General features: G+C 73.4%; 21 protein-coding genes. 12 read left to right on the top strand and 9 right to left on the bottom strand.

Translation table 11 applies throughout. The features are described 5' to 3' along the window. The first annotated feature begins 64 nt into the window (after nt 1-64). The 8 genes from DQ384_RS20625 to DQ384_RS20590 all read left to right on the top strand — a co-directional run bounded on the left by DQ384_RS20625 (nt 65) and on the right by DQ384_RS20590 (nt 8,531). Nucleotides 65-1,597: an acyl-CoA carboxylase subunit beta gene (locus DQ384_RS20625; RefSeq protein WP_114030594.1), complete on the top strand. Its 1,533-nt coding sequence runs from the start codon at nt 65-67 to the stop codon at nt 1,595-1,597. 4 nt (nt 1,598-1,601) lie between these two features. Further along, nucleotides 1,602-3,668 (top strand): ATP-binding protein, encoded by a 2,067-nt coding sequence (locus tag DQ384_RS20620; protein WP_114030488.1) that lies wholly within the window; start codon nt 1,602-1,604, stop codon nt 3,666-3,668. Between the two features lie 61 nt (nt 3,669-3,729). Further along, complete coding sequence (locus DQ384_RS20615; RefSeq protein WP_114030487.1) at nt 3,730-4,527, top strand: enoyl-CoA hydratase-related protein; 798 nt, start codon at nt 3,730-3,732, stop codon at nt 4,525-4,527. 74 nt (nt 4,528-4,601) lie between these two features. Then, entirely contained in the window at nt 4,602-6,383 is a 1,782-nt protein-coding gene (locus DQ384_RS20610; protein WP_245966664.1) for an acyclic terpene utilization AtuA family protein, read from the top strand. Further along, a complete protein-coding gene (locus DQ384_RS20605; protein ID WP_114030485.1) occupies nt 6,349-6,852 on the top strand; it encodes a DinB family protein in 504 nt (167 codons plus the stop codon). The genes DQ384_RS20610 and DQ384_RS20605 overlap by 35 nt, the downstream gene beginning before the upstream one ends. Nucleotides 6,853-6,931: 79 nt before the next feature. Continuing rightward, entirely contained in the window at nt 6,932-7,174 is a 243-nt protein-coding gene (locus DQ384_RS20600; protein ID WP_114030484.1) for a hypothetical protein, read from the top strand. 72 nt (nt 7,175-7,246) lie between these two features. Then, a complete protein-coding gene (locus DQ384_RS20595; RefSeq protein ID WP_114030483.1) occupies nt 7,247-8,098 on the top strand; it encodes a helix-turn-helix domain-containing protein in 852 nt (283 codons plus the stop codon). A 175-nt stretch (nt 8,099-8,273) separates the two neighbouring features. Then, nucleotides 8,274-8,531 carry a hypothetical protein gene (locus DQ384_RS20590; RefSeq protein WP_114030482.1) on the top strand — a complete coding sequence of 86 codons (258 nt, stop codon included), beginning with the start codon at nt 8,274-8,276 and terminating at the stop codon, nt 8,529-8,531. A 32-nt stretch (nt 8,532-8,563) separates the two neighbouring features. Here the strand turns inward: DQ384_RS20590 and DQ384_RS20585 are convergent, their stop codons facing one another. Together DQ384_RS20585 and DQ384_RS20580 are read right to left on the bottom strand one after the other, a co-directional pair. Further along, a complete protein-coding gene (locus tag DQ384_RS20585) occupies nt 8,564-9,670 on the bottom strand; it encodes a leucine-rich repeat domain-containing protein (RefSeq protein WP_245966647.1) in 1,107 nt (368 codons plus the stop codon). Nucleotides 9,671-9,790: 120 nt separating this feature from the next. After that, nucleotides 9,791-10,924 carry an epoxide hydrolase family protein gene (locus DQ384_RS20580; RefSeq protein ID WP_114030481.1) on the bottom strand — a complete coding sequence of 378 codons (1,134 nt, stop codon included), beginning with the start codon at nt 10,922-10,924 and terminating at the stop codon, nt 9,791-9,793. Nucleotides 10,925-11,223: 299 nt separating this feature from the next. Here DQ384_RS20580 and DQ384_RS42230 point away from each other — a divergent pair, with 299 nt between their 5' ends. Together DQ384_RS42230 and DQ384_RS20570 are read left to right on the top strand one after the other, a co-directional pair. Then, nucleotides 11,224-11,406 carry an alpha/beta fold hydrolase gene (locus tag DQ384_RS42230; protein WP_220183035.1) on the top strand — a complete coding sequence of 61 codons (183 nt, stop codon included), beginning with the start codon at nt 11,224-11,226 and terminating at the stop codon, nt 11,404-11,406. Then, a complete protein-coding gene (locus tag DQ384_RS20570) occupies nt 11,403-11,783 on the top strand; it encodes a VOC family protein (RefSeq protein WP_114030480.1) in 381 nt (126 codons plus the stop codon). Before DQ384_RS42230 ends, DQ384_RS20570 begins: the two co-directional genes overlap by 4 nt. Before the next feature lie 467 nt (nt 11,784-12,250). Here the strand turns inward: DQ384_RS20570 and DQ384_RS20565 are convergent, their stop codons facing one another. From DQ384_RS20565 to DQ384_RS20535, 7 genes are all read right to left on the bottom strand, one after another. Further along, a complete protein-coding gene (locus DQ384_RS20565) occupies nt 12,251-13,027 on the bottom strand; it encodes a TetR/AcrR family transcriptional regulator (protein WP_181871309.1) in 777 nt (258 codons plus the stop codon). A 215-nt stretch (nt 13,028-13,242) separates the two neighbouring features. After that, nucleotides 13,243-13,659, bottom strand: a complete 417-nt coding sequence (locus DQ384_RS20560; protein WP_114030478.1) for a ferritin-like domain-containing protein — start codon at nt 13,657-13,659, stop codon at nt 13,243-13,245. Nucleotides 13,660-13,742: 83 nt separating this feature from the next. Further along, the gene (locus DQ384_RS20555; RefSeq protein ID WP_245966646.1) at nt 13,743-16,034 is read right to left on the bottom strand and encodes a glycosyltransferase family 39 protein; all 2,292 of its coding nucleotides are present in this window, start codon (nt 16,032-16,034) and stop codon (nt 13,743-13,745) included. Then, nucleotides 16,031-17,542: a bifunctional glycosyltransferase family 2/GtrA family protein gene (locus tag DQ384_RS20550; RefSeq protein WP_245966645.1), complete on the bottom strand. Its 1,512-nt coding sequence runs from the start codon at nt 17,540-17,542 to the stop codon at nt 16,031-16,033. The genes DQ384_RS20555 and DQ384_RS20550 overlap by 4 nt, the downstream gene beginning before the upstream one ends. Before the next feature lie 99 nt (nt 17,543-17,641). Further along, nucleotides 17,642-19,036, bottom strand: a complete 1,395-nt coding sequence (locus DQ384_RS20545) for a sensor histidine kinase (protein WP_114030477.1) — start codon at nt 19,034-19,036, stop codon at nt 17,642-17,644. Continuing rightward, entirely contained in the window at nt 19,036-19,770 is a 735-nt protein-coding gene (locus DQ384_RS20540; protein ID WP_245966644.1) for a response regulator transcription factor, read from the bottom strand. Before DQ384_RS20540 ends, DQ384_RS20545 begins: the two co-directional genes overlap by 1 nt. Before the next feature lie 142 nt (nt 19,771-19,912). Next, complete coding sequence (locus tag DQ384_RS20535; RefSeq protein ID WP_114030475.1) at nt 19,913-21,457, bottom strand: phytoene desaturase family protein; 1,545 nt, start codon at nt 21,455-21,457, stop codon at nt 19,913-19,915. A gap of 93 nt (nt 21,458-21,550) precedes the next feature. Here DQ384_RS20535 and DQ384_RS20530 point away from each other — a divergent pair, with 93 nt between their 5' ends. Beyond that, the gene (locus DQ384_RS20530; protein ID WP_114030474.1) at nt 21,551-22,486 is read left to right on the top strand and encodes a pseudouridine-5'-phosphate glycosidase; all 936 of its coding nucleotides are present in this window, start codon (nt 21,551-21,553) and stop codon (nt 22,484-22,486) included. Continuing rightward, a complete protein-coding gene (locus DQ384_RS20525) occupies nt 22,487-23,428 on the top strand; it encodes a carbohydrate kinase family protein (RefSeq protein ID WP_114030473.1) in 942 nt (313 codons plus the stop codon). It abuts the gene before it with no gap. Nucleotides 23,429-23,438 lie beyond the last annotated feature (10 nt).

The raw sequence follows: 23,438 nt of genomic DNA, 5'->3' as shown, positions 1-23,438 counted from the left end.
GTGAAGCGTGATCGACAGCAGGCTCGACGCCGCGAGCGCCGACCACCGGGCGAGGCGCGAGGCCATGCTGGCCAAGTTGCGCGACCTTTCGGCCGAGCAGGCCAAGGCGGTGGCGGGCGGCGGCCCCAAGTACGCCGAGCGCCACCACCGGCGGGGCAAGCTGCTCGCCCGCGAACGCGTCGAGCTGCTCCTCGACCCCGACTCGCCGTTCCTGGAGCTGTCGCCGCTGGCCGCGTGGGGCACCGACTTCCCGGTGGGCGCCAGCGTGGTGACCGGCATCGGGGTGGTCGAGGGCGTCGAGTGCGTGATCACCGCCAACGACCCGACCGTACGCGGCGGCGCGTCGAACCCGTGGACGCTGCGCAAGACGCTGCGGGCGGCCGACATCGCGTTGGAGAACCGGCTCCCGCTGATCAACCTGGTCGAGTCGGGCGGTGCCGACCTGCCCACGCAGAAAGAGATCTTCATCCCAGGCGGGCGGGTGTTCCGCGACCTCACGCGTCTGTCGGCCGCCGGCGTCCCGACCGTCGCGATCGTGTTCGGCAACTCCACGGCGGGCGGCGCGTACGTCCCGGGCATGAGCGACCACGTGGTCATGGTCAAGGAGCGCGCCAAGGTCTTCCTCGGCGGCCCGCCGCTCGTCAAGATGGCCACCGGCGAGGAGGCCGACGACGAGTCTCTGGGCGGCGCCGAGATGCACGCCCGGGTCTCCGGCCTGGCCGACCACCTCGCGCTGGACGAGCACGACGCGCTGCGCCTCGGCCGTCGCGTCGTCCGGCGTCTCAACCACCGCAAGCCGGGCCCGGCGCCGGGCGCCGCGCGGCCTCCCCTCTACGACGAGGAGGAGCTGCTCGGCATCGTCCCCGAGGATCTGCGCGTGCCGTTCGACCCGCGCGAGGTCATCGCCCGCATCGTCGACGCCAGCGAGTTCGACGAGTTCAAGCCGCTGTACGGCGAGAGCCTGGTGACGGGTTGGGCCGAGTTGCACGGGTATCCGATCGGCATCCTGGCCAACGCCCGGGGCGTGCTGTTCAGCGAGGAGGCGCGGAAGGCGGCGCAGTTCATCCAGCTCGCCTGCCGGTCGGGCACCCCGCTGCTGTTCCTGCAGAACACCACGGGCTACATGGTCGGCAAAGAGTACGAGCAGGGCGGCATCATCAAGCACGGCGCCATGATGATCAACGCGGTGTCCAACTCGACCGTCCCGCACCTCACCGTCGTCATGGGCGCCTCCTACGGGGCGGGCAACTACGGCATGTGCGGGCGGGCGTACGACCCGCGCTTCCTGTTCTCGTGGCCGAGCGCCAAGTCGGCCGTCATGGGCCCCGCCCAGCTCGCGGGGGTGCTCTCCATCGTCGGGCGGGCCGCCGCCGAGGCCCGCGGCCAGGCCTACGACGAGCAGGCCGACGCGGCGATGCGCCAGATGGTCGAGGCGCAGATCGAGTCGGAGTCGCTGCCGTTCTTCCTGTCCGGGCGGCTGTACGACGACGGCGTGATCGACCCGCGCGACACCCGCACCGTCCTCGGCCTGTGCCTGTCCGCCATCGGCAACGCCCCCGCCCCCGCCGGACCGGGTTTCGGCGTCTTCCGGATGTGAGCCCATGATCAGTCGCCTGCTGGTGGCCAACCGTGCCGAGATCGCCCGCCGCGTCTTCCGCACGTGCCGCGACCTCGGCATCGAGACCGTCGCGGTGTACTCCGACGCCGACGCCGGCTCCCCGCACGCCGCCGAGGCCGACCACGCCGTGCGGCTGCCCGGGGTGAGGCCCGCCGACACCTACCTCGACATCGCCGCGGTCGTGGACGCGGCGCTGAGAGCGGGCGCCGACGCCGTCCACCCCGGCTACGGCTTCCTGTCCGAGAACGCCGCGTTCGCGCGGGCGGTCATCGAGGCCGGGCTGACCTGGGTGGGGCCGGGGCCGGACGCCATCGCGCGCATGGGGTCCAAGATCGAGGCCAAGGCGCTGATGGCCGCGGCCGGGGTGCCGGTGCTCGCCTCGGTCGTCCCCGGGTCCCCGGCCGAGCTCGCCTATCCCGTGCTGGTGAAGGCGTCGGCGGGCGGCGGCGGGCGCGGCATGCGCGTCGTCCGCGACCCCGCCGGCCTGGAGGCCGCGCTCGCGGCGGCCGGAGGCGAGGCGCTCGCGGCGTTCGGCGACGGCACCCTGTTCGTCGAGCCCCTGCTGGAGCACGCCCGCCACGTCGAGGTGCAGGTCCTGGCCGACTCCCACGGCACCGTCTGGACCTTGGGCGAGCGCGAGTGCTCGATCCAGCGCCGCCACCAGAAGGTCGTCGAGGAGGCGCCCTCGCCCGGCCTGTCCCCCGCCGTCCGCGAGCAGCTGCGCGACGCCGCCGTCCGGGCCGCCAAGGCGATCGGCTACGTCGGGGCGGGCACCGTCGAGTTCCTGGTCAAGGACGGCGCCGAGGGGCACACCGTCGCGTTCCTGGAGATGAACACCCGGTTGCAGGTCGAGCATCCGGTGACCGAATGCGTGTACGGCGTCGACCTGGTGCGCCTGCAACTGGAGGTCGCCGAGGGCGCCCGCCTGCCCGCCGCGCCGCCCGAGCCGTCGGGGCACGCCATCGAGGTCCGCCTGTACGCCGAGGACCCCGCGGACGGCTGGCGTCCCCAGGCGGGCACGCTGCGCCTGTTCGAGGTGCCGGGGGTCGGCGCGCGCTTCGAGGTGCCCGCCAGGGCCGCGTACGGGCTCCGGCTGGACTCGGGGGTCGAGACCGGGTCGCGCGTCGGCACGCACTACGACCCGATGCTGGCCAAGGTCATCGCCTGGGGTCCGGACCGGGCGGCGGTGGCGCGGCGGCTCGCGTCCGCGCTGGCCCGCGCCCGCGTGCACGGGGTGACCACCAACCGCGACCTGCTCGTGCGCGTGCTGCGGCACGAGGCGTTCCTGGCGGGCGACACCCACACCGGCTTCCTGGAGGTCCACGACCTGGCGTCCGCGCCGGAAACCTTGTCCGGGTCCGGCTCCGCGTCGGGCTCCGCGAGGCCCTCCGCCGACCCGGTCGTGCCGCTGTCGGCGCTGGCCGCCGCGCTGGCGCTCGCCGCCGGGCGCCGGGCCGCCGCGCCGGCGCTGGGCGGGCTGCCGAGCGGCTGGCGCAACGTCCCCTCCCAGCCGCAGCGCGCCGCCTTCGAGGGTCCGGCGGGGCGGGTCGAGATCGCCTACCGGCTGACCCGTGACGGCCTGCGGGCCGAAGGCTTCGAGGACGTGCGGCTCGTCTCGGCCGCGCCGGCGCTGGTCGTGCTCGACGTCGCCGGGGTCGCCCGGCGCTTCGCCGTCGCCAGGTACGCCGGCCCCCCGCGTGAAGCCGCACACGAGCCCACGTCCGATACCGCGTACGACGCCGCCCATGACGCCGTGTACGTGGACTCCCCTCTCGGCTCGGTCCGGCTGACGGCGCTGCCCAGGCTGCCCGAGCCGGTGGCGCGGGTGGCCCCCGGTTCTTTGCTCGCCCCCATGCCGGGTACGGTCCTGCGGGTCGAGGTCGCGTCCGGGGCCCGCGTCGCGGCCGGGCAGCCGATCCTGACGCTGGAGGCGATGAAGATGGAGCACGAGATCCGCGCCCCCTCGTCCGGGGTGCTGTCCGCGCTGAACGCGACCCCCGGCCTGCAGGTGGAGGCGGGGGCCGTCCTGGCCGTGATCGAGAACTCGTGACCCCCGCAGTGACAAGGCCGGCGCTCGGGAAAGCCGGTGCCGTGAGAAAGAGGGTGCTTCAGTGACCACGCTGGTCCACCACGAGACGCGGGGCGGCGTCGCCACCGTGACCCTGGACTCGCCCTCCAACAGGAACGCGCTGTCGGTGCGCCTCCTCGGCGAGCTGGAGCGCGCGCTGGAGGACGCCATCGGCGACGAGGCCGTGCGCGTGATCGTGCTGACGGGCGCGGGGCCGGTGTTCTGCTCCGGCGCCGACCTGAAGGAGCAGGCGCCCGCGCGCGCCGAGCGTCCGGACGACGCGCCGGTCACCGCGTCCTTCCCCGGCGTCATGAGCCTGATCTGGCAGAGCCCCAAGCCGGTGATCTGCCGGCTGAACGGCACCGCGCGCGCCGGGGGGCTCGGGCTCGTGGCCGCGTGCGACTTCGCCATCGCCCCCGACTCGGCGACGTTCGCGTTCAGCGAGGTGCGGCTCGGCGTCGTCCCCGCCATGATCTCGGTGACGGTGCTGCGGCGGCTGGACCCGCGCGCCGCCGCCGAGTACTTCCTCACCGGCGAGGTGTTCGACGCCGCCCGCGCCGCCGAGATCGGCCTGCTGACCCGCGCCGTCCCGGCCGGGGAGCTCGACGCCACGGTCGCGCGCTACGCGGACATGCTCCTGCGCGGCGGCCCGGAGGCGCTGGCGATCACCAAGCGGCTGGTCCGCGAGGTTCCGGGCGTGACGGTGGACGAGGGCATGCGGCGCATGGCCGAGCTGTCCGCCCAGCGCTTCACCTCCGCCGAGGGGCAGGAGGGTCTGCGAGCCTTCATGCAGAAGCGCCCGGCCTCCTGGGTCCCGTCCGCCGACGCCCCCGCCTCGTGAAGGCCGCCCCGGCGCCGCTGCGCGTCGCCAACTGCAGCGGGTTCTACGGCGACCGGCTGTCGGCCGCCCGCGAGATGGTCGAGGGCGGGCCGATCGACGTGCTCACCGGGGACTGGCTGGCCGAGCTCACCATGCTGATCCTCGCCGGCAACCGGCTGAAGGGCCGCCCGGGGTACGCGCGCACGTTCCTCACCCAGATGGAGCAGGTGCTCGGCACGTGCCTGGACCGGGGCATCAAGATCGTGTCCAACGCGGGCGGCCTGGACCCGGCCGGGTGCGCGCGGGCCGTCGCCGAGCTGGCCGACCGGCTCGGGCTGGACGCGCGGGTCGCGCATGTGACCGGCGACGACCTGACCGGGCGGGACCTCGACGCCCTCGGCGCCCTGGTGAACCTCGACACCGGCGAGCGGCTGGACGCGACGCCCCTGACCGCCAACGCCTACCTCGGCGGCCGGCCCGTCGCCGCCGCCCTGGAACTCGGCGCCGACGTGGTGGTGACTGGCAGGGTGACGGACGCGGCGCTGGTCACCGGCCCGGGTATGTGGCGGTACGGCTGGGGTCCCGGCGACCTCGACGCGCTCGCCGGGTCGGTCGTCGCCGGGCACGTCATCGAGTGCGGCTGCCAGGCGACCGGCGGGAACTACGCGTTCTTCACCGAGGTGCCCGGCATCGCGCACTGCGGCTTCCCGATCGCCGAGCTGCACGCCGACGGCTCCAGCGTGATCACCAAGCACCCGGGCACGGGCGGCCGCGTGTCGGTCGGCACGGTGACCGCGCAGCTCCTGTACGAGATCGGCTCTCCCCGCTACCTCGGCCCGGACGTCGTGGCCCGCTTCGACACGATCCACCTGAAGCCGGACGGCGAGGACCGCGTCCGCGTCTCGGGCGTCCGGGGCGAGCCGCCGCCGGGCACGCTGAAGGTCGCGCTCAACCACCTCGGCGGCTACCGCAACACGATGACGCTCGTGCTCACCGGCCTGGAGATCGAGGCCAAGGCGCGGCTGGCGCTGGACGCCGTCTTCGCCCGCGTCCCGCGCGAGTCCTTCGACGAGGTCCACGTGGAACTGACGCCCGTGGCCGCGCCGGACGGTCCCGGCGCGCTCGCGCTGCTGCGCGTCACGGTGATGGACGCCGACCAGAGGAAGGCGGGGCGCGCGTTCTCCTCCGCCGTCGTGGAGACCGGGCTCGCGAGCTTCCCGGGCTTCTACGCGCTCACTCCCCCGGGAGAGGCGTCCGCGTACGGGGTGTACTGGCCGGGCGCCGTCCCCGCGGGGGCCGTGCGGGCCGAGGTGTGGTTCGGCGACCGGCGCGCCTGGCAGGACTCCCCGGCCGGCCGCCCGTCCGGCGAGGCCCACGGTCCGAGCGGCGACGGCACGGAAGGCACGGTGAGCGGCACACCGGACGACGCGGCGGGTGATCTCGCCGTCGGCGGCCCGGCGCCGGGCGGAGAGGGCGGCGGGCCCGTCCGCGAGGTCCCGCTGGGGACGGTCGCGGGAGCGCGGTCCGGCGACAAGGGCGGCAACGCCAACCTCGGTGTCTGGGTGCGCACGGACGCCGAGTACGCCTGGCTGGAGGGCTTCCTGACCGCCGACCGGCTCCGCAGCCTCCTCCCGGCCCTGGCCTCGTTCGGCATCGACCGGTACCGGCTGCCGAACCTGCGCGCGCTGAACTTCGTCGTGCACGGCCTGCTCGGCCGGGGCGTGGCGGCGAGCCCGCGCATGGACGCCCAGGCCAAGGCCCTCGGAGAGGAGCTCCGCGCGGCGGTAGTCCGGATTCCTATAACCGTTGGACAGGCGAGCGCGGGTCTAGCACGCTCCTCACATGACCAGAACGGACACACCTCCCACCTGGGATGAACGGGCCACACTGACCACCATGCTCGACTACGTCCGGGCCACCGTCCACGCCAAGTGCGAGGGCCTGGCCGAGGAGGACGCCCGCGCCACGCCGCTGCCCACCTCGCCGCTGATGAGCATCAGCGCGCTGGTGAGCCACCTGCGGTGGGTCGAGTACGCCTGGATCCAGATCCGGCTGCTCGGCGAGGAGGACCGCGGCCCCTGGACCGACGACGATCCCGACCGCGAGATGCGCATCGCGGCCGAGATCCCCCTGGACCGGCTCCTCAAGGAGTACGAGGAGCAGTGCGCGCGCTACCGCGAGCTGGTGGCCGTGACGGATCTCGACACCGTGGCGAAGAAGCCCACGCGGAGCGGCGAGTACGTGACGCTGCGCTGGATCATGCACCACCTCATCGAGGAGACGGCCCGGCATAACGGGCACATCGACATCCTTCGGGAGATGGCGGACGGCGTCACGGGGGACTGACCTCCTCAGCATGTCCAGATAATCTACAATTGCGCGCAATTGTGCTGTTTCGGCAGCATTAACGGGGAGGAGGACGTTTATGCGCCTGCGGTTTCTAGGTTCCACATCCGAGGCCGGCGCGTGCCCGTCGCTGTACGAGACGGACCGGGGCACGATCGTCGTCCAGGGCCTCACGCTGACCGACCCGGACGCCCGGGCGGATCTTCGCGACGTCCTGGACGGCGAGTCGGCCGTGGAGGTGCCACGCGCGCTCCTGGTGGAGGTCGCGCGCACCGTCCTGTCCGGTCGCGACCCCGACCTGACGGTAGTTGATCACGAATAGGGTGATCCCTATGGCACGCACGCTCCCGCCGGTCTAACCTCGTGCGAGTCCGAGGCCGACCGGAGGGTGAGGGTGAGCAGCTTTCAGCAGGCGCGGATCGACCTGGGCACCCGGCTCCGCCACCTCCGCGAGGCGGCCCAGCTGTCCGGCAAGGACCTCGCCGCGCGCCTGAACTGGCAGGCCTCCAAGGTCTCGCGCATCGAGAACGCCCGGCAGACCGCCACCGAGGACGACGTCGTGGTGTGGGGCCAGGCCGTCGAGGCGTCGCCCGAGGTCATCGACGAGCTCATCGCGGAGGCCATCGGCCTGCTGGAGCGGCACGACTCCTGGCGCCAGCGGCACAAGAGCGGGCTGGCGGCGCTCCAGGAGGACATCCGCGACCTGGAGTCGCGTACCAAGCTCTTCCGCGCGTTCGAGCCCGGCGTCGTCATGGGCCTCCTCCAGACGGCCGAGTACGCGCGCAACATCTTCTGCAAGGTCCGCCGCGTCTACGGCGCGACCGACGACGTCGACGCCGCGATCCGCGTCCGCATGCGCCGCCAGGAGATCCTCTACGACCCCGAGCGCCGGTTCCGCTTCGTCGTCCCCGAGGCCGCGCTCCGCTACCGGCTCGCCCCGGACGAGGTGATGCGCGGCCAGCTCGACCGGCTACTCGCCGTGACGACCCTGCCCAACGTCGAGTTCGGCGTGATCCCCTTCTCGGCCGAGTTGCCGTCCACGTTGCTCAACGGCTTCTGGATCTACAACGAGTCCCTCGTGGGCGTGCCGACGCGCACCAAGGACCTCCAGCTCCGCGATCCGGAGGACGTCGCCTTCTACGCGAACGCCTTCGAGGACCTGTGCGAGGTCGCGGTGTTCCGCGAGAGGGCGCGCGAGGTGATCTTCCGGGTGCTGGTGGACTTCGCCGACCGGACGGCCCCATAATCCACCGACAGCTATAGAACCGAAATATTCGGACGAATCCGCCCTAACCCTCTGGCCTGGAGTCCGAAAATTCTGGTTGGGCCAACAATCGCTCCCTAATACTCACAATTGCTTGCCCGCTATGCCAAGATCATGCGATCCTGACTTCTCCGATAGAAGCGGAGGTGGGGAGTGCATGCTGGACACCATGTCCTGTCTTGAGCGGTTCGCCCTCGCGGCCCGCGGACATATCGACCTTTCCGTGCGCGTCCTCGGCGGCACCCCGGTCACCGTCCGCGTCCGCAACCGCTTCAGCAGCACGCTGAACGAGGTCGTCACCTGCACCCCCGACGGCGTCTTCCTCACCTCCTGGGGCTACCGCCTCGGCACCGCCGACAACGTCGAGGCCGCCGCCGCGCGCCTGGCGTACCTGCTCGCCGCCATGCCCGCCTGAGACCCCCTTTCGCGCGGAGCGGTCACCGAACGTCACAGCAGGACGGCGCAGCCGCGCTCACGGAGCGTGTCGAGCACGGCGGGGTGCCCGTCCAACTTGTTCCAGCGCAGGTCGAGCTTCTCCAGGCGGGGCAGCGCGGCGAGGGCCTCCGGGAGGTCGCGCAGCCGGTTGTTCCGTAGGTCGAGGTGGGTCAGCGCGGTCAGCCCGCCGACGGCGTCCGTCAGGCGGGTGAGCACGTTGTCCCGCAGGTCGAGGACGCGCAGCTCGCGCAGGCCGCCGAGGGCGGAGGGCAGCCCGGCGAGGCGGTTGCCGCGCAGGTGCAGCTCGCGCAGCGCGGCAAGGCGCCCGAACGACTCGGGCAGCGCGGTCAGGCGGTTGTTGTAGAGCCTGAGCTCGACCAGCCCGGCGAGGTCGCCGAGGCTGCCGGGCAGGTCGGTCAGCCGGTTGTCGGTGAGGTTGAGGTACGCCAGCCGGCGCAGCCTCCCCAGCGAGGACGGCACCGAGGTGAAGCCGTTGTCGCTCAGGTACAGGTAGTCGGTGAGGTTCACCAGGTCGCCGATCGCCTCGGGGATCCGCGCCAGGCGGTTGTGGCCGAGGTCGAGCATGCGCAGCTCCCGCAGGCGGCCGATGCTTTCGGGGATCTCCGTGATCGCGTTCTCGGCCAGGTTGAGCGAGCGCAGCCCCGTCATGCGCCACACCGCGTCCGGTACGGAGGTGAGCCCGTTGCCGCCTGCCGCGAGGTGCCGCAGGCTCGCCAGGCGGTCCAGGTCCGCGGGGAGCTCCGCGACCTGGTTGCCGTAGAGGGAGAGCGTGGTCAGGCCGGGCAGGTCGAGCAGCGCGCGGGGAAAGGCGTCCAGGGCGTTGCCGTCCAGGTGGATCTCGCGCAGCGCCCGGAGCCGGGCGACCTCGGGCGGCAGGCCGGTGAGCCGGTTGCCGTCGAGCCGGAGTGTGACCAGCCTGGTCAGGCCGCCGATCGAGGCGGGGAGTTCGGCGAGCCGGTTCCACGCCAGGTCGATCCGGCGCAGCTCCGTCAGGTCACCGACCTCCCCGGGCCAGGTGTCGATCGCGCGCCCGGGAGCCGGCAACTCGACCACCACGCCATCACGGCGGATCAGCGTCTCAGAAGGCAGCGTTCTCACCGCCGTACCGTACTGCCCGCGGGGGGGACGGGGTGTGTCCAGTAGTTAACGGCTCTGTCGCAAGAAAGGGGGCAGTGCGGCCGCGTCACCGGGCTTGAGAGACGCGGCCGCGGGCGAAGGTCAGCGGACCTTGCCGAAGAACTCGCGGATGTCGGCGGCGACGTGATCGGGCTGCTCCATCGCGACGAAGTGGTGGCCGCCTGGGTTGTCTTCCGGCCAGTGAACGATGGTGTTGTGTCGTTCGGCGAGCCGGCGGATTCCGGGCGGTCCGCTGTACACACCGGTCGGCGCCGCCGTCTGCCCCTCCGGCCAGCCGAAACCCGCGCTGTCGTAATAGGGCCAGGATGAGGTTCCCAACGTCCCGGTGAGCCAGTAGAGGCTCACGTTGGTGAGGATCAGGTCGCGATCGATCACCTGCTCCGGCGGTTTCGCGGCGGTGGCGAACTCCTTGAACTTCTGCGTCATCCAGGCCAGCGCGGCGACCGGGGAGTCGTGCCATCCGTAGGCGAAGGTCTGGGGCGCCGCGCGCAGCAGCCCATGATGGTCCACGCCGCTCATCCAGTCCTGCTTCTGGAGCTGTGCGTAGGCCGCCCGCTCGTCGTCGGTCATCTCGGGAACGTCGTCTTCGGTGGGGAAACCGAGCCCGCTGATGACATAGACGCCGATCACGTGATCCGGGGCGACCTTGGCGACTTCCGGGGCGACGTACGCGCCGAAGTCCCCGCCCTGGGTGCCGTAGCGGTCGTATCCGAGGCGGCGCATCAGCTCCGCCCAGATCCGCGCCACGCGCGTGACGTTCCAGCCGATCTCGCGCGGCGGCGCGGAGAACCCGAACCCGGGCACCGACGGCACGACCACGTGGAACGCCTGAGACGGGTCGCCGCCGTGCGCGCGAGGATCGGTGAGGGGGCCGATGAGGTCGGTGAACTCCACGAACGAGTTCGGCCAGCCGTGGGTGAGGATGATCGGCAGGGCGTCGGGCTCGGCGGAAGGCACGTGCAGGAAGTGGATGTCCTGACCGTCGATCTCGGTCATGAACTGGGGAAATTCGTTCAGTCGTGCCTCGTGCCGGCGCCAGTCGTAGCCGTCGCGCCAGTAGCCGGCCAGGTCCTTGAGGTAGCCGGCGGGGACGCCGCGGCTCCACTCCTCGCCGGGTAGTCGCCGGGGCCACCGGGCGCGGGCCAGCCGGTCGCGCAGGTCGTCCAGACCTGCCTGGGGGATATCAATGCGGAAGGGGCGGATCTCGGTGCTCATGGTTCTCCTCGGTGTGTGCCCGCCGCGTTGTCCCGGAAGATCCGGGTGGTGTGTCGCGGTGACGTGATCGACAGTAGGAACCATTTAGGTCAGTTCCTGTCCCATATGGCTGGGCATGATGGATCCATGAGCGACACCCCCGCACGATTGCTCGCGCTGCTCTCCTTACCGGCGCGGCGGCGGCGCTGTGGGCGGCGGCCGAGCCGGACACCGCGATCTCCGCGATCGTCTCGCGCGGCGGGCGGCCCGACCTGGCGGGGCCCCGGCTCGCGGCGGTCCGCGCCCCCACGCTGCTCATCGTGGGCGGCCGGGATCCGATCGTGGTGAAGCTGAACGAGGAGGTTCACCGGCGCCTGAGCGCCGAGAGCCGGATCACCGTCGTGCCCGGGGCCACCCATCTGTTCGAGGAGCCCGGCGCACTGGAGGCCGTGGCCGAGCACGCCAGAGACTGGTTCTCGACCCATTTCACCGGTTCCGCATGAGCGGGAGCCCCAGATTCAGGTGGTCGACCGTCTGCCTGGAGGCGCTCGACGGGCCGGCGCTGGCCTCGTTCTATCGCGAGCTGCTCGGCTGGCGGGTCAAAGCCCAGGAACCCGACTGGGTGCTGCTCGCCCCGCCGGACGGCGGCCCCGGTTTGTCGTTCCAGAGCGACCCCGGTTTCGTCCGCCCGGCCTGGCCCACGCGGCCCGGAGAGCAGCAGCTGATGATGCATCTGGACATCGAGGTCGACGATCTCGACGCAAGCAGCGCCCGCGCCGTCGAACTGGGCGCGACCGTGGCCGATTTCCAACCTCAGGACGACGTACGCGTGCATTTCGACCCGGCCGGGCACCCGTTCTGCCTCTGGGTGAGCGCATAGCGGAAGCGGCCTAGTCTTACCGAAACCCCGGGACGGGAGAAGTCGATCTAGCGGGGAGGAACCTCCCAGATCGGCGCGGCCCGGCCGACGCTCGCACTGGCGAACGTCCTGCCGTCGCGTGCGAACACGACGTCACCGACATTGGCATGACCGGAGCGGACCGCCAATCGCCGACGCGCTGCTCCGGGCATTGGCGTCTGCGGGACGCGAACGGTGACCCCGGCCCGTCAGACTCGTGCGTCGGCGGTCCCGGCACGGACACGTTCACCCGCTGCGAGTACACCTCCGACCAACCCTGACCCACCCCACGGTGGACCCGAGAGTCCTTCCGCCAGCTATCGGGAGGCCTCTCGGGTCCACGCACTTCACTGCCAGAACTCTCGGGACAGGACAACGATGGCCGCGCCGCTCACCACCGGGATCAGCATCAACCCCGCCGGCCAACCCGTCAGCGCTCGAGTGCGGGGTCAGGAGGAGGGGAAGGCGGAGCGGTCTATGCCTACCTCGCGGGCGGCGGCTATGCGGGCGTGTTCGAGGAGGCGGCGGCGGGAGAGGACGGAGGGGTGGAGGGTGTAGCGGATGATCAGGCCGTCGAGCATGCCGTCGATGCGCTCGGCGGCGCCGCGCGGGTCGTCGCACACGAACTCGCCGGTGTCGACTCCCGCGCTGATCACCTGCTCCAGCGTGCCGATCCAGCCCGACTCCAGCTCCAGCAGGATCTCCTGGACGACCGCCTCGCGCAGCCCGGCCGCGAACGCGTCGATCCAGAGGAGCCAGCTCTGGTCGGCGCGCGACCTCGGGATGTAGTAACGCAACACGCGGTCCAGCCGCTCGGCGGCCGAGCCGGGCTCCTGGATCAGCTCCCTGAGCCGGCCCACCTCGCCGTCGATGGTGGAGCGGAGCATGGCGGTGATCAGGTCGTCCTTGGTGGCGAAGTGGTAGTGGATCAGGCCGCCGCTGACGTTGGTCGCCTTGGCGATGTCGGCCACCCGGGTGCTGGAGATGCCGCGTTCCAGCACGACCCGGCGCGCGGCCTCGAGCAGCTCCGCCCGGCGATGGTCAGCCTGGCCGGACCGGCTGACACGCATACCCCCCGCTGCCCCATCCGCACTGCCCGCACTGCGCACGGCCTTGATCCTACTACCCGGCGGCATTCCCGCCCGCCGCATCGTCGTGAAGACCTCGTCATCGACCAGCGGCAGGCGCTGCGCGGCGCCGCCGGCCGCCTGACCCAGGAGTTCCACGGCGCCGTGGATGCCGCGACCGTCCAACGCGTCCTGCTTTCGCGCTACACCCTGCTGGCCGCCACGTGCAGCGTCCGCAACCATCTGCCGCTGCTGGCCGAGCGCGGCCCGCCGGTCGCTGCGGCTCGCCGTCCTGCCCGCCTGGACGGACCGGGAGGCGGGACGGAGCGGCACCGGCGAGGCGCGGTCACGCCGGCGCCGGTGGGCGCGGCCGCTCAGTCGCCGAGGGCCGTCTGCAGGTCCATGACGTGGTCCTGGGTCTGCTGGAGGAGCGGGCGCAGGGCTTCGGCGACGTCGGGCAGGCCCAGGTCCATCGCCTGGGCGACGCGTTCGCGGTAGCGCTGGAGCTGGGTCTGTTCCAGGTCGAGGTCCAGGCGCAGCGCCTCGGCGCCCTCGGGCACGCTGGGGATCTCCGGGACCGTCACCGACGGGACGCCGCCGAGGAAGGCGATCTGACCGGCGAGCGTCGTCGCGTGCTCCAGTTCCTGGTGCAGGTGCGCCTTCAGCTCCTCGATCAGGCTCTGGTACTCCGCCCCGGTGATCGTCGCGGTGTGCTGGGTGTACTGCACGATGGAGCGGTACTCGCTCTCCAGGTCCTCGTTGAGGAGGGCGATGAAACTCTGCTGGTCCACGCTTGATCATCCTTCCTTCGTCGCTGAGGTCCGGGCTCCTACCCCGTCCTGCGGGCGCGATGCGCCCTGCCTGGGCTTTCGGCTCAGCCGAGGCGGTAGAGCGTCCCCTGTGTACTGGTTCCTCCGTACTCCGACGCCGGGACCTCGGTGCCGTTGCCCTGTACCCACGCGGTGACCTCGTCGTTCCGCCCGCCGGGACCGCCCATGCGCCCGCCGGCCAGGACGTACTTCAGCCGCCCCTCGGCCACGTACCGCTGGAGCGTCTCCACGGTCATCGCCGGATCGCTGCCGCTGAAGCCGCCCATCGCGATGACGGGCTCCCCACCGGTGGCGAGGATGAGCGACGACGCCTCGTGGGCGCTGCTCACCGCGACCAGCCACGTGGACGTCCCCTTGTTCGCGCGCAGGTAGGACACCAGCGCGGGGTCGACGCCGCCCTCAGGGCCGCCGGGACCGCCGGAAGGCCGCGTTCCCGCGCGGGCGGAGGCGCCCGTCCGCGTGCCGGTGGCCGCGCCTGCGGGCAGCCCCGGGCCGGGGGGCACGCCGTCGCCGGCATCTCCGGCCCGCATGCCCGGACGGCCGGACGGCCCGCCCGGACCTCCCATGCCGCCGAAGCCCGTCTGCGGTCCGGCCGTGGGGTTGGTGCCGTTGACGGGGTCGGACAGCGGGGTCAGCGCGTACGCCGCCGGGCCCGCGAGCCCGCCCGCCAGGGCGAGCGCGATCGCGACGGCGGCGAGCCGTACCCGTCCCCTGCGGCCGAGGCGCAGGACGACCAGGCCGAGGAGCGCCGCCGCGCACGCGACGGCGACCGCGAACGGCAGCCAGGGCACCCAGCCGGACGTGCGGCGCAGGACGGCGAACGCCCACGCCCCGGTGACCGCGACGCCGAGCGGGAGGGCCCAGCCGGCGACCGGCCGCCGCGCCCGGTACGCCCCCCACATCAGCACGCCGCCGATCCCGGTCAGCGCCGCGACGGCCGGGGCCAGGGCCGTGGCGTAGTACGGGTGGAAGATCCCCGCCGAGAAGCTGAACACCGCGTAGTGCACCACCAGCCACCCGCCCCACAGCAGCAGGGCCGCCGGCACGCCGGGCCCGGCCGGCACGGCGAGGGGCCGCGCGCCTGAGGTGTCCGGGACGGCGGTCGGAAGCGGGTGGACGTGCGGGTCCACCGGGAGCCCGCCGCCCGCCGGGCCGCGCCGCCGCGCGTACGTGAGGAGCCCGAAGACGAGGGCGAGGGCCGCGAACGGGATCAGCCAGGAGATCTGGCCCGCCATGATCTCGTTGAACAGGCGGCCCGCTCCCGCCTGCCCTCCGAAGCCGCCGCCACCGCCCGGACCGCCCCCGCCGGGACCGCCGCCGCCGCCGAAGATCCGCCCGAGGCCGTTGTAGCCGACCACCAGGTCCCAGACCGTGTTGTCGGTGCTGCCCCCGACGTACGGGCGGTCGCCCGAGGGCCACAGGTCCACGACGACCATCCACCAGGCGCTGGACACGACCAGCGCCGCGCCCGCGACGCCCAGGTGACCGAGCCGCCGCCACAGACCCACGGGCGCGGCCAGCACGTAGACCAGCGCCAACCCCGGCAGGACCAGGTACGCCTGGAGCATCTTCGTCGTGAAGCCCATGCCGACGAGGACCCCGCACAGCACCAGCCACCGCGGACGCCCCGTCCTGACCGCCTCCGCGCACGCCCAGGCGGCGGCGACGAGCAGCAGCACGAGGATCGTGTCGGGGTTGTTGTCCCGGTTGATCGCCACGGTGATCGGCGTGAGCGTCATCACCAGGGCGGCCAGCAGCCCGGCGACATGGCCGGTCGTGGAGCCCGCCACGGAACCCGCCACTGAACCGATCGTGGAGCCGGTCGTAGATCGTGCCACGCGGCCGAGCGCAGAACCGGTCGGAGAGCCGGTCACCGGGCCGGTCACGTGTCCCGCGTCCGCACCCCGTCCCATCCCGTCGAAGGCGCGCCGGACGGCCGAGTACAGGATGCCGGTAGTCGCGACGCCCGCGAGGGCCTGCGGCAGGAGCATGCTCCAGGTGCCGAACCCGAAGATCCGCGCCGACAGGCCCATGACCCACAGCGCGAACGGCGGCTTGTCCACCGTGATGAACGCCCCCGAGTCCAGCGCGCCGAAGAAGAACGCCTTCCAGCTCCGCGTCCCGGACAGGACGGCGGCGGCGTAGTAGTCGTTCGCGTGGCCGTTGCGTCCGAGTCCCCAGGTGTAGAGCACTGCGGCCAGGGCCAGCACGGCGAGCAGCGCGGGGCGTGCCCAGCGGGGCTGCCCCGGCGGGCCGAGGACGATCCGGGCGAACCTCCCGCGCGTGTCGTGCCGGCCTCCGGCCATGGGGAGCGGGGTCTCGATCTTCAGCGTCATCGGCCATTCTCCTTCTGATCGGCGGGCAACGGGCGACTCCGGTCCGGGCCGCCGCGCTCGGGGCGGCGCGGGGTGAAGACCCAGGCGCGCAGCAGCAGGAAGCGCAGGAGGGTGGCGAGCGCGTTGGCGCAGACGACCCCCGCGAGCTCCGCCGTCCGGGAGGCGGTGTCCGGGAGCAGCGCGAGGGCGCAGGTGGTCAGGGCCAGCCCGGCCGCGAACGCGACCAGGCCCTGGACGTGGTGCCGCAGCGCCCCGGCGCGCCCGGAGACGCCGAAGGTGAAGCGCCGGTTGGCGGCGGTGTTGGCGACGGCGGTCACGAGCAGCGCGACCGCGTTCGCCGCCACCGCCGGCATGAACCCGCGAAGGACCCAGAACAGGGCCGTGTAGGCGAGGGTGCAGGCCACCCCGACTGCGGCGAACGAGGCAAGGTGGCGTACCAGCCGAGGACGCGCCGGCCGCGGCCTCAGCCCGGCCCGCCCCGGGCGCGGGTCCTCCGGGAGTCCGGAGCCGACCACGCGCGACCCCTCCGGGAGCCCGGGGCCGACCACGCGCGACCCCTCCGGGGACCCGGGACGAACCCCTGCCGGGAACTCCGGGCGAACCGCGTCCGGGACGTCCGAGAGGGCGGTGCGGGCGAGCCTGGCCATGCCGCGCAGGTCGTCCAGGGCGGTGCGGACGATGTCGACGCGGCTGTCGGGGTCGTCCACCCAGTCGACCGGGACCTCGTGGATGCGCAGGCCGTGCCGCTCGGCCAGCAGGAGCAGCTCGGTGTCGAAGAACCACTGCTCGTCCTCGACCGCCGGCAGCAGTGCCTGGACGACTTCGGTGCGCGCGGCCTTGAACCCGCACTGGGCGTCGGAGAAGCGGGCGCCCATGGCCGAGCGCAGCAGCAGGTTGTAGGCGCGGGAGATGATCTCCCGCTTCGGGCCCCGGACGACCCGGGAGGTGCGGGCGAGCCGGGTGCCGATCGCCAGGTCGCTGTGCCCGGACAGCAGGGGCGCGACCAGGGGCAGGAACGCGTTGAGCCCGGTGGACAGGTCCACGTCCATGTAGCAGACGACGTCGGCGTCGCTCTCCGCCCACACCCGGCGCAGCGCGCGCCCCCGGCCCTTCTCGTCCAGGCGGACGGCGCGCACGCCGGGCAGGTCGCGGGCGAGGCCTTCCGCGATGCCACCGGTACCGTCGGTGCTCGCGTTGTCGGCGATCGTGATGCGGAAGCCGTAGGGGAAGGTGCCGGTCAGGTAGTCGTGGAGGTGGCGGACGCTGGACGCGAGCGCCCGCCGCTCGTTGTACACCGGGACGACCACCTCGACCAGGCGTCCCCGCCCCGTCGGCGGCGAGGCGAACCGGGCGAGCGGCTCGGAGGGCTCGGGGTCGCGCAGGGGCGCGGGCGCGGACCGGCCGGAGGCCCCTGGGGAAGAGGCCGCCTCGGCGGGCGCGGGCCGGAGCGCCGACGCGGAACGGCCGTCCGCGGGGGAGGTGGCCGGCCGAGTCGTCGGCGGGGTCATCGACAAGGTCGTGGGCCGGGTCGTGGGCGGGGTCATCGGCGACGACCCGGGGTCGGTTCGTTCATGGGTCCACCGTCGGCGGGCCGGATTGAACGACCGTTAGGCCTTCATTAACCCCGTCTGAGAATGCGCGCGCCCGGGAAGCCGGACGGTGGCCAGGATCCCGCCGCCGGCCGCGTTGGCGAGCGTGACCTCGCCTCCGGCGTCGCGGACCGCCTGGGCGACGATGGCGAGGCCGAGCCCGGAGCCGGACATGCTCCGGGCGGCCGAGGACCGCCAGAACCGTTCGAAGACGTGCGGCAGCTCGTCCTCGGGGATGCCGGGGCCGTGGTCGCGCACGGTCAGCTCTCCCCCGGCCAGCCGCACGCGGACCACGCCGCCGGGCGGGCTGAACTTGACGGCGTTGTCCAGCAGGTTCACGACCGCGCGTTCGAGCGCGCCCTCGCGGCCGTGGACGTACCACTCGGCGAGGTCGGCGTGGACGCGGACCTCTCCGGCGCGCAGGCGGGCGCGGGCCAGGGCGGTCTCGACGACGTCGTGGAACGGGAGGCCCGGGACGGGCTCCTCGCCCTCGGAGACGCGCGACAGCTCCAGCAGGTCGCCGACGAGGCTGGACATCTCGGTCATCTGCGCCTTCAGCCCGGCCAGGAGCCGCCGCCGGGCGCCGGGATCCAGCGGGCGGCCGGAGTTCTCGCTGTGCAGCAGCAGGTCGACGTTGGCGCGCAGGCTGGTGAGCGGGGTGCGCAGCTCGTGCCCGGCGTCGGCGACGAGCTGGAGCTGGCGTTCGCGCGAGCCGGCCAGCGCGGCGGTCATGGCGTTGAACGACGTGCCCAGCCGGGCGATCTCGTCGTCGCCGTCGACGGGGATGCGCGTGGCGAGGTCCTCCGTGCGGGCGATGTGCTCGACGGCGCCGGTGAGCCGTTCGACGGGGCGCAGCGCGGCGCGGGAGACGAGCCGTCCCGCCGTGGCGGCGCCGAGGACGCCGAGGGCGGCGACGCCGGCGAGCGTCAGGGCCAGGACGCGCAGGGTGGCGTCCATGCCCGACAGCGAGCGGGCCGCGCTGACCGCCACACCGGGCCCGATGTTGACGGTGAGCACGCGGACGGCGTCGCCGCTCTCGGTGACGCCGTCCCGCAGCAGCCGCCCTCCCGGCACGCGCGCCACGCGCTCGTCGGCCGGGACGACCTTGACGGCGTCCCATCCCTGCGCGCAGCGGGCGCCCTCGGCCGTGACGATCTGCTGGAGCCGCAGGAACGGTCCAGGCGGCTCGGCGCCGGTCGGCTGCTCGGCGCAGTCGCGGCGGATCATCGCCGCCGTCCTGCCGTCCAGCGGGGGCTGGTTCAGGGAGTCGTTGAGCTGGCGGTCGAGGACGTCGCGGACGAGGAACCAGCAGGTGGCGGCGCAGACGGCGATCGCCAGCGCGACCGCGGCCGCGACGAGCAGGGTCAGCCGCGATCCCAGCGACCGGCGTCCGCCGCGCGTCGGGCCACTCATCAGGCGGAGGTCCGCAGCGTGTAGCCGACGCCGCGCACGGTGTGGATCAGGCGCGGCGCGCCTCCGGCCTCGGTCTTGCGGCGCAGGTACATGACGTAGACGTCGAGCGAGTTGGAGGACGGCTCGAAGTCGAAACCCCACACGTCGCCGAGGATCTGCTCGCGGGTGAGCACCTGCCGGGGGTGGCCCAGGAACAGTTCGAGCAGCAGGTATTCGGTGCGGGTGAGCTCCAGGGGGCGGCCATCGCGGGTGACCTCGCGGGTCGCGGTGTCCATGCGCAGGCCGCCGTAGGCGAGCACGCCGGTCTCCTCGGGGGGCCGCCTGGCGCCGCGCCGCAGCAGGGCGCGGACGCGGGCGAACAGCTCGTCCAGCTCGAACGGCTTGACCAGGTAGTCGTCGGCCCCGGCGTCGAGCCCGGAGACGCGGTCGCCGACGGCGTCGCGGGCGGTGAGCATGAGGACCGGCACCTCCTCGCCCGCCGCGCGCAGCCGCCTGCACGCGGTGAGGCCGTCCACGCGGGGCATCATGACGTCGAGCAGGACCAGGTCGTAGGACCCGCCGGCGAGCGTCTCCAGGGCCTCGGCGCCGTCCTTGGCGAGGGTGACGTCGTACCCCTCGAAGGTGAGGCTGCTGTGCAGGGCCTCGCGCAGGGCGGGCTCGTCGTCCACCACCAGCACGCGGACGGCGTCCCGGCGGGCGGGATCCTGGAGATCACGGAGGTCGGAGGTGCTCACCGGCCCACGGTAGCCGCGAATCGTGAGAAGCCCGTTAAGGACCATGAGAACGCGATGAAAAGGCGCCCGCTCGCCCTCACCCGGCGATCGGCCAGGATCCACCAGGGGCGCGGCGGGGGGCGCGGCGGGGGGCGCGAAACCCTCAGGAGGTGGCCTCCAGGACGGCCATGGCCGCGTTGTGCCCGGGGATGCCGCTGACGCCGCCGCCGCGCCTGGCGCCCGCCCCGCACAGCAGGACGCGCGGGTGGGCGGTCTCGACGCCCCACCGCCCGGCCTCTCCCGGGTCCTCGGCGAAGGGCCAGGACAGGTCCCGGTGGAAGATGTGGCCGCCGGGCAGGCCGGCCTCGTTCTCCAGGTCGACGGGGGTTTTGACCTCCAGGCACGGCGATCCGTCCGGGGCGCGCAGCAGGCAGTCCTCAATGGGCTCGGCGAGGACGCTGTTGACGGAGGCGAGGGTGGCGGCCAGCGCCTCCTCACGCGCCTTATCCGGATTTTCCCGGAAAAGGCGGGCGGGCATGTGCAGCCCGAACAGCGTCATCGTCTGCGCCCCGGCCTCCCGCAGCGACGGCCCGAGGATCGACGGGTCGGTCAGCGAGTGGCAGTACACCTCGGCCGGCGGCAGCGTGGGGATGCTCCCCGCCGCGGCCTGCGCGTACGCCCGCGCGAGCGCCGCGCTCCCCTCGTTGATGTGGAACGTGCCGCTGAACGCCTCGGCCGGGTCCACGAACGGGTCGTTCAGCCGGGGCATCCGCGCGAGCACCATGTTGACCTTGAGCTGCGCCCCCTCCGGGTCCGGCGCGCCGCCCTCGCCGAGCAGCCGGGCCAGGATGACCGGCGAGGCGTTGACCAGCACGTGGCCGCCCGTCACGGTGTGCTCGGCGCCCGCCCCGTCCCGGAAGACGACCTCCCCGCCGGGGTCGACGGCCAGCACCTCCGTCCCGGTCCTGATCTCCGCGCCGTACCGGGCCGCGGCCTCGGCGAGCGCGCCGCTGACCGCGCCCATGCCGCCCACGGGGACGTTCCAGTCTCCCGTGCCGTCCCCCACGACGTGGTAGAGGAAGCAGCGGTTGGCGAGCAGGTCCGCGGACGGGTCGGCGAAGGTGCCGATCAGGGCGTCGGTCAGCACCACCCCGCGTACGGTGTCGTCGGCGAACCGCTCGTCCACGACCTCGCCGATGGGCCGCTCGAACAGGTCGCGCCAGGCCTCCTCGTCGGCGACGACCTCGTCGCGCACGGCCGCCCGGTCGCGCAGGGGCTCCAGCAGGGTCGGGGCCAGGCGGCGGGCGACGCGGGCGGTCATCGCGTAGAAGCGGTCCCAGGCCGCGAGGTCTTCGGCGCCGCCGGTCACGTTGGCGAAGGACGCGGCGGTGCGGGCGGCGTCGCCGTTGTCGACGAGCAGCCCGGTGTCGCCGACGGGGGTGTAGGAGGCGTAGCGCCGCCGCCGCAGGTCGAGGGCGAGACCGAGATCGGCGACGACCTTGCCGGGCAGCAGGCTGACGAGGTAGGAGTAGCGCGACAGCCGGGCGTCCACCCCGGGGAACGCGCGGGCGGAGACGGCGAGGCCTCCGGCGTACGGCAGGCGTTCCAGCACCAGCACGCGGCGGCCGGCGCGCGCCAGGTAGGCCGCGGCCACCAGGCCGTTGTGCCCGGCCCCGACGATGACGGCGTCGTACTGCGACGGTCTCATAACAAAGCCCCCTAACCCGGACAGTACGGTGAGATGGCACACCAGGGAACAATCTCCCTGGGAGCGTACATACGGAGAGGACCGAGAGCGAGCATGCGACTGACCGGCCCCGGCGCGGCGATCCGGACGTCCGAGGAGGTTTCCGAGGCCCTGGCCACGGGCGCCCCCGTGGTGGCGCTGGAGACGACGATCATCTCCCACGGCCTGCCCCGCCCCCGCAACCTGCGCGTCGCGATCGAACTGGAGGAGCTGGTCCGCGAGGCCGGCGCCGTCCCCGCGACCATCGCCGTGCTCGACGGGGTGGCCCGGGTCGGCCTGGACAAGGACATGCTGGAACGCGTCGCCACCGAGCCGGACCTGCGCAAGCTGGGCTTCCGCGACCTGCCCGTCGCCGCCGCGCTCGGCGCGAGCGGGGCCACCACCGTCTCGGCCACCGCGTTCCTCGCGGCGCGCGCCGGGATCCGGGTGTTCGCCACGGGCGGCCTCGGCGGCGTCCACCGCGAGTGGACGGCCGACCAGGACGAGTCCGCCGACCTGGACATGCTCGCCAAGACCAGGATCACGATCGTGTGCGCGGGCGTGAAGTCGATCCTGGACGTGCCGGCCACGCTCCAGCGGCTGGAGACGCGCGGCGTGACCGTCGCCGGGTACCGCACGGACGCCTTCCCCGGCTTCTACCTCCACAGCTCCGGGCTGCCGGTCGACTGGCGGCTGGAGAACCCCGAGGACGCCGCCGCGGTGATGCGCGCGCAGGACCGCCTCGGCGGGCCCGAGACCGCGCTGATCGTCGCCAACCCCGTCCCCGAGGACGAGCAGCTCGACCCCGCCCTGCACGACCGCGTGCTGGCCGAGGCGCTCGACGCCGCCGCGCGCGAGGGGATCGCCGGGCAGGCGATCACCCCCTTCCTGCTGGACTACCTCGTGCGGGGCACCGGCGGCGCCTCGCTGGAGGCCAACCTGGCCGCCGTGCGCGGCAACACCCGCCTAGCCGGGGCCATCGCCGCCGCCTGGACCGGTCCGGAGAGCTGAGTGGCCGGCCTGCTCGTCATCGGCGACGCGGTCACCGACGTTGTAGCGGTCCACCACGCGCCGGTGGCCCCCGGGACCGACACCGCCGCCGACATCGTCGTGCGGCCGGGCGGCTCGGGGGCCAACACCGCCGCCTGGGCCGCCCACCTGGGCGCGGACGCGCGCATCCTGACCCGCGTCGGGTACGACACCGGCCCCTGGCACGTCGCCGAGCTGCGCGGCGCGGGGGTGCGCCCGCACGTCCAGGTCGATCCCGGCCATCCGACGGCGGTCGTCATCGCCATGGTGGACGCCACCGGGGAGCGTTCCATGCTCACCAACCGGGGCGCGGGCGGCCGCATCGGGCCCGCCGACTGGGACGACGGCCTGCTCGACGGCGTGACCCACCTGCACGTCTCGGGGTACACGCTGTTCGCCGAACCGGGCCTCGCGCTGTTCAGGACGGCCGTGGGGGCCGCACTCGGCCGCGGCCTGCGGATCAGCGTCGACCCGGCCTCCACCGGGCCCCTGACGGGCTTCGGCGTCGAGCGGTTCCTGGCCGAGACCCGCGCCGCCTCGCTCGTCTTCCCCAACCGGGACGAGGCCCTGCTGCTCACCGGCGAGCGCGAGCCGGAGCGGGCCGCGTCCGCCCTCAGCGCCCGCTACGGCACCGCCGTGGTGAAGCTGGGGCCGGACGGCGCCCTGCTGGCGGTGGACGGCCGCGTCACGCACCGGGCCCGCGCCGCGGCACCGCGGGCCGTGGACTCCACGGGTGCCGGGGACGCGTTCGCCGCCGGGTACCTCACCGCGCTCCTGGACGGTCACTCAGCGGAGTCCGCCCTGGAAGCGGGCTGTCTGGCGGGCGCGCGGGCGGTCGCCGGGCTCGGCGGGAGGCCCGGCGGGACGGGCGGGATCCGCGCACCGGCGGGCCCGGGAGTCAGTGAGCCGCTATGTTCTCCCTAGATGGCGCTAA

Origin of the sequence: Sphaerisporangium album, from assembly GCF_003323745.1 — a bacterium.
GTDB lineage: Bacteria > Actinomycetota > Actinomycetes > Streptosporangiales > Streptosporangiaceae > Sphaerisporangium > Sphaerisporangium album.
The sequence above is the reverse complement of the archived record's forward strand: the minus strand, read 5'-3'. Positions and strand labels throughout refer to the sequence as shown.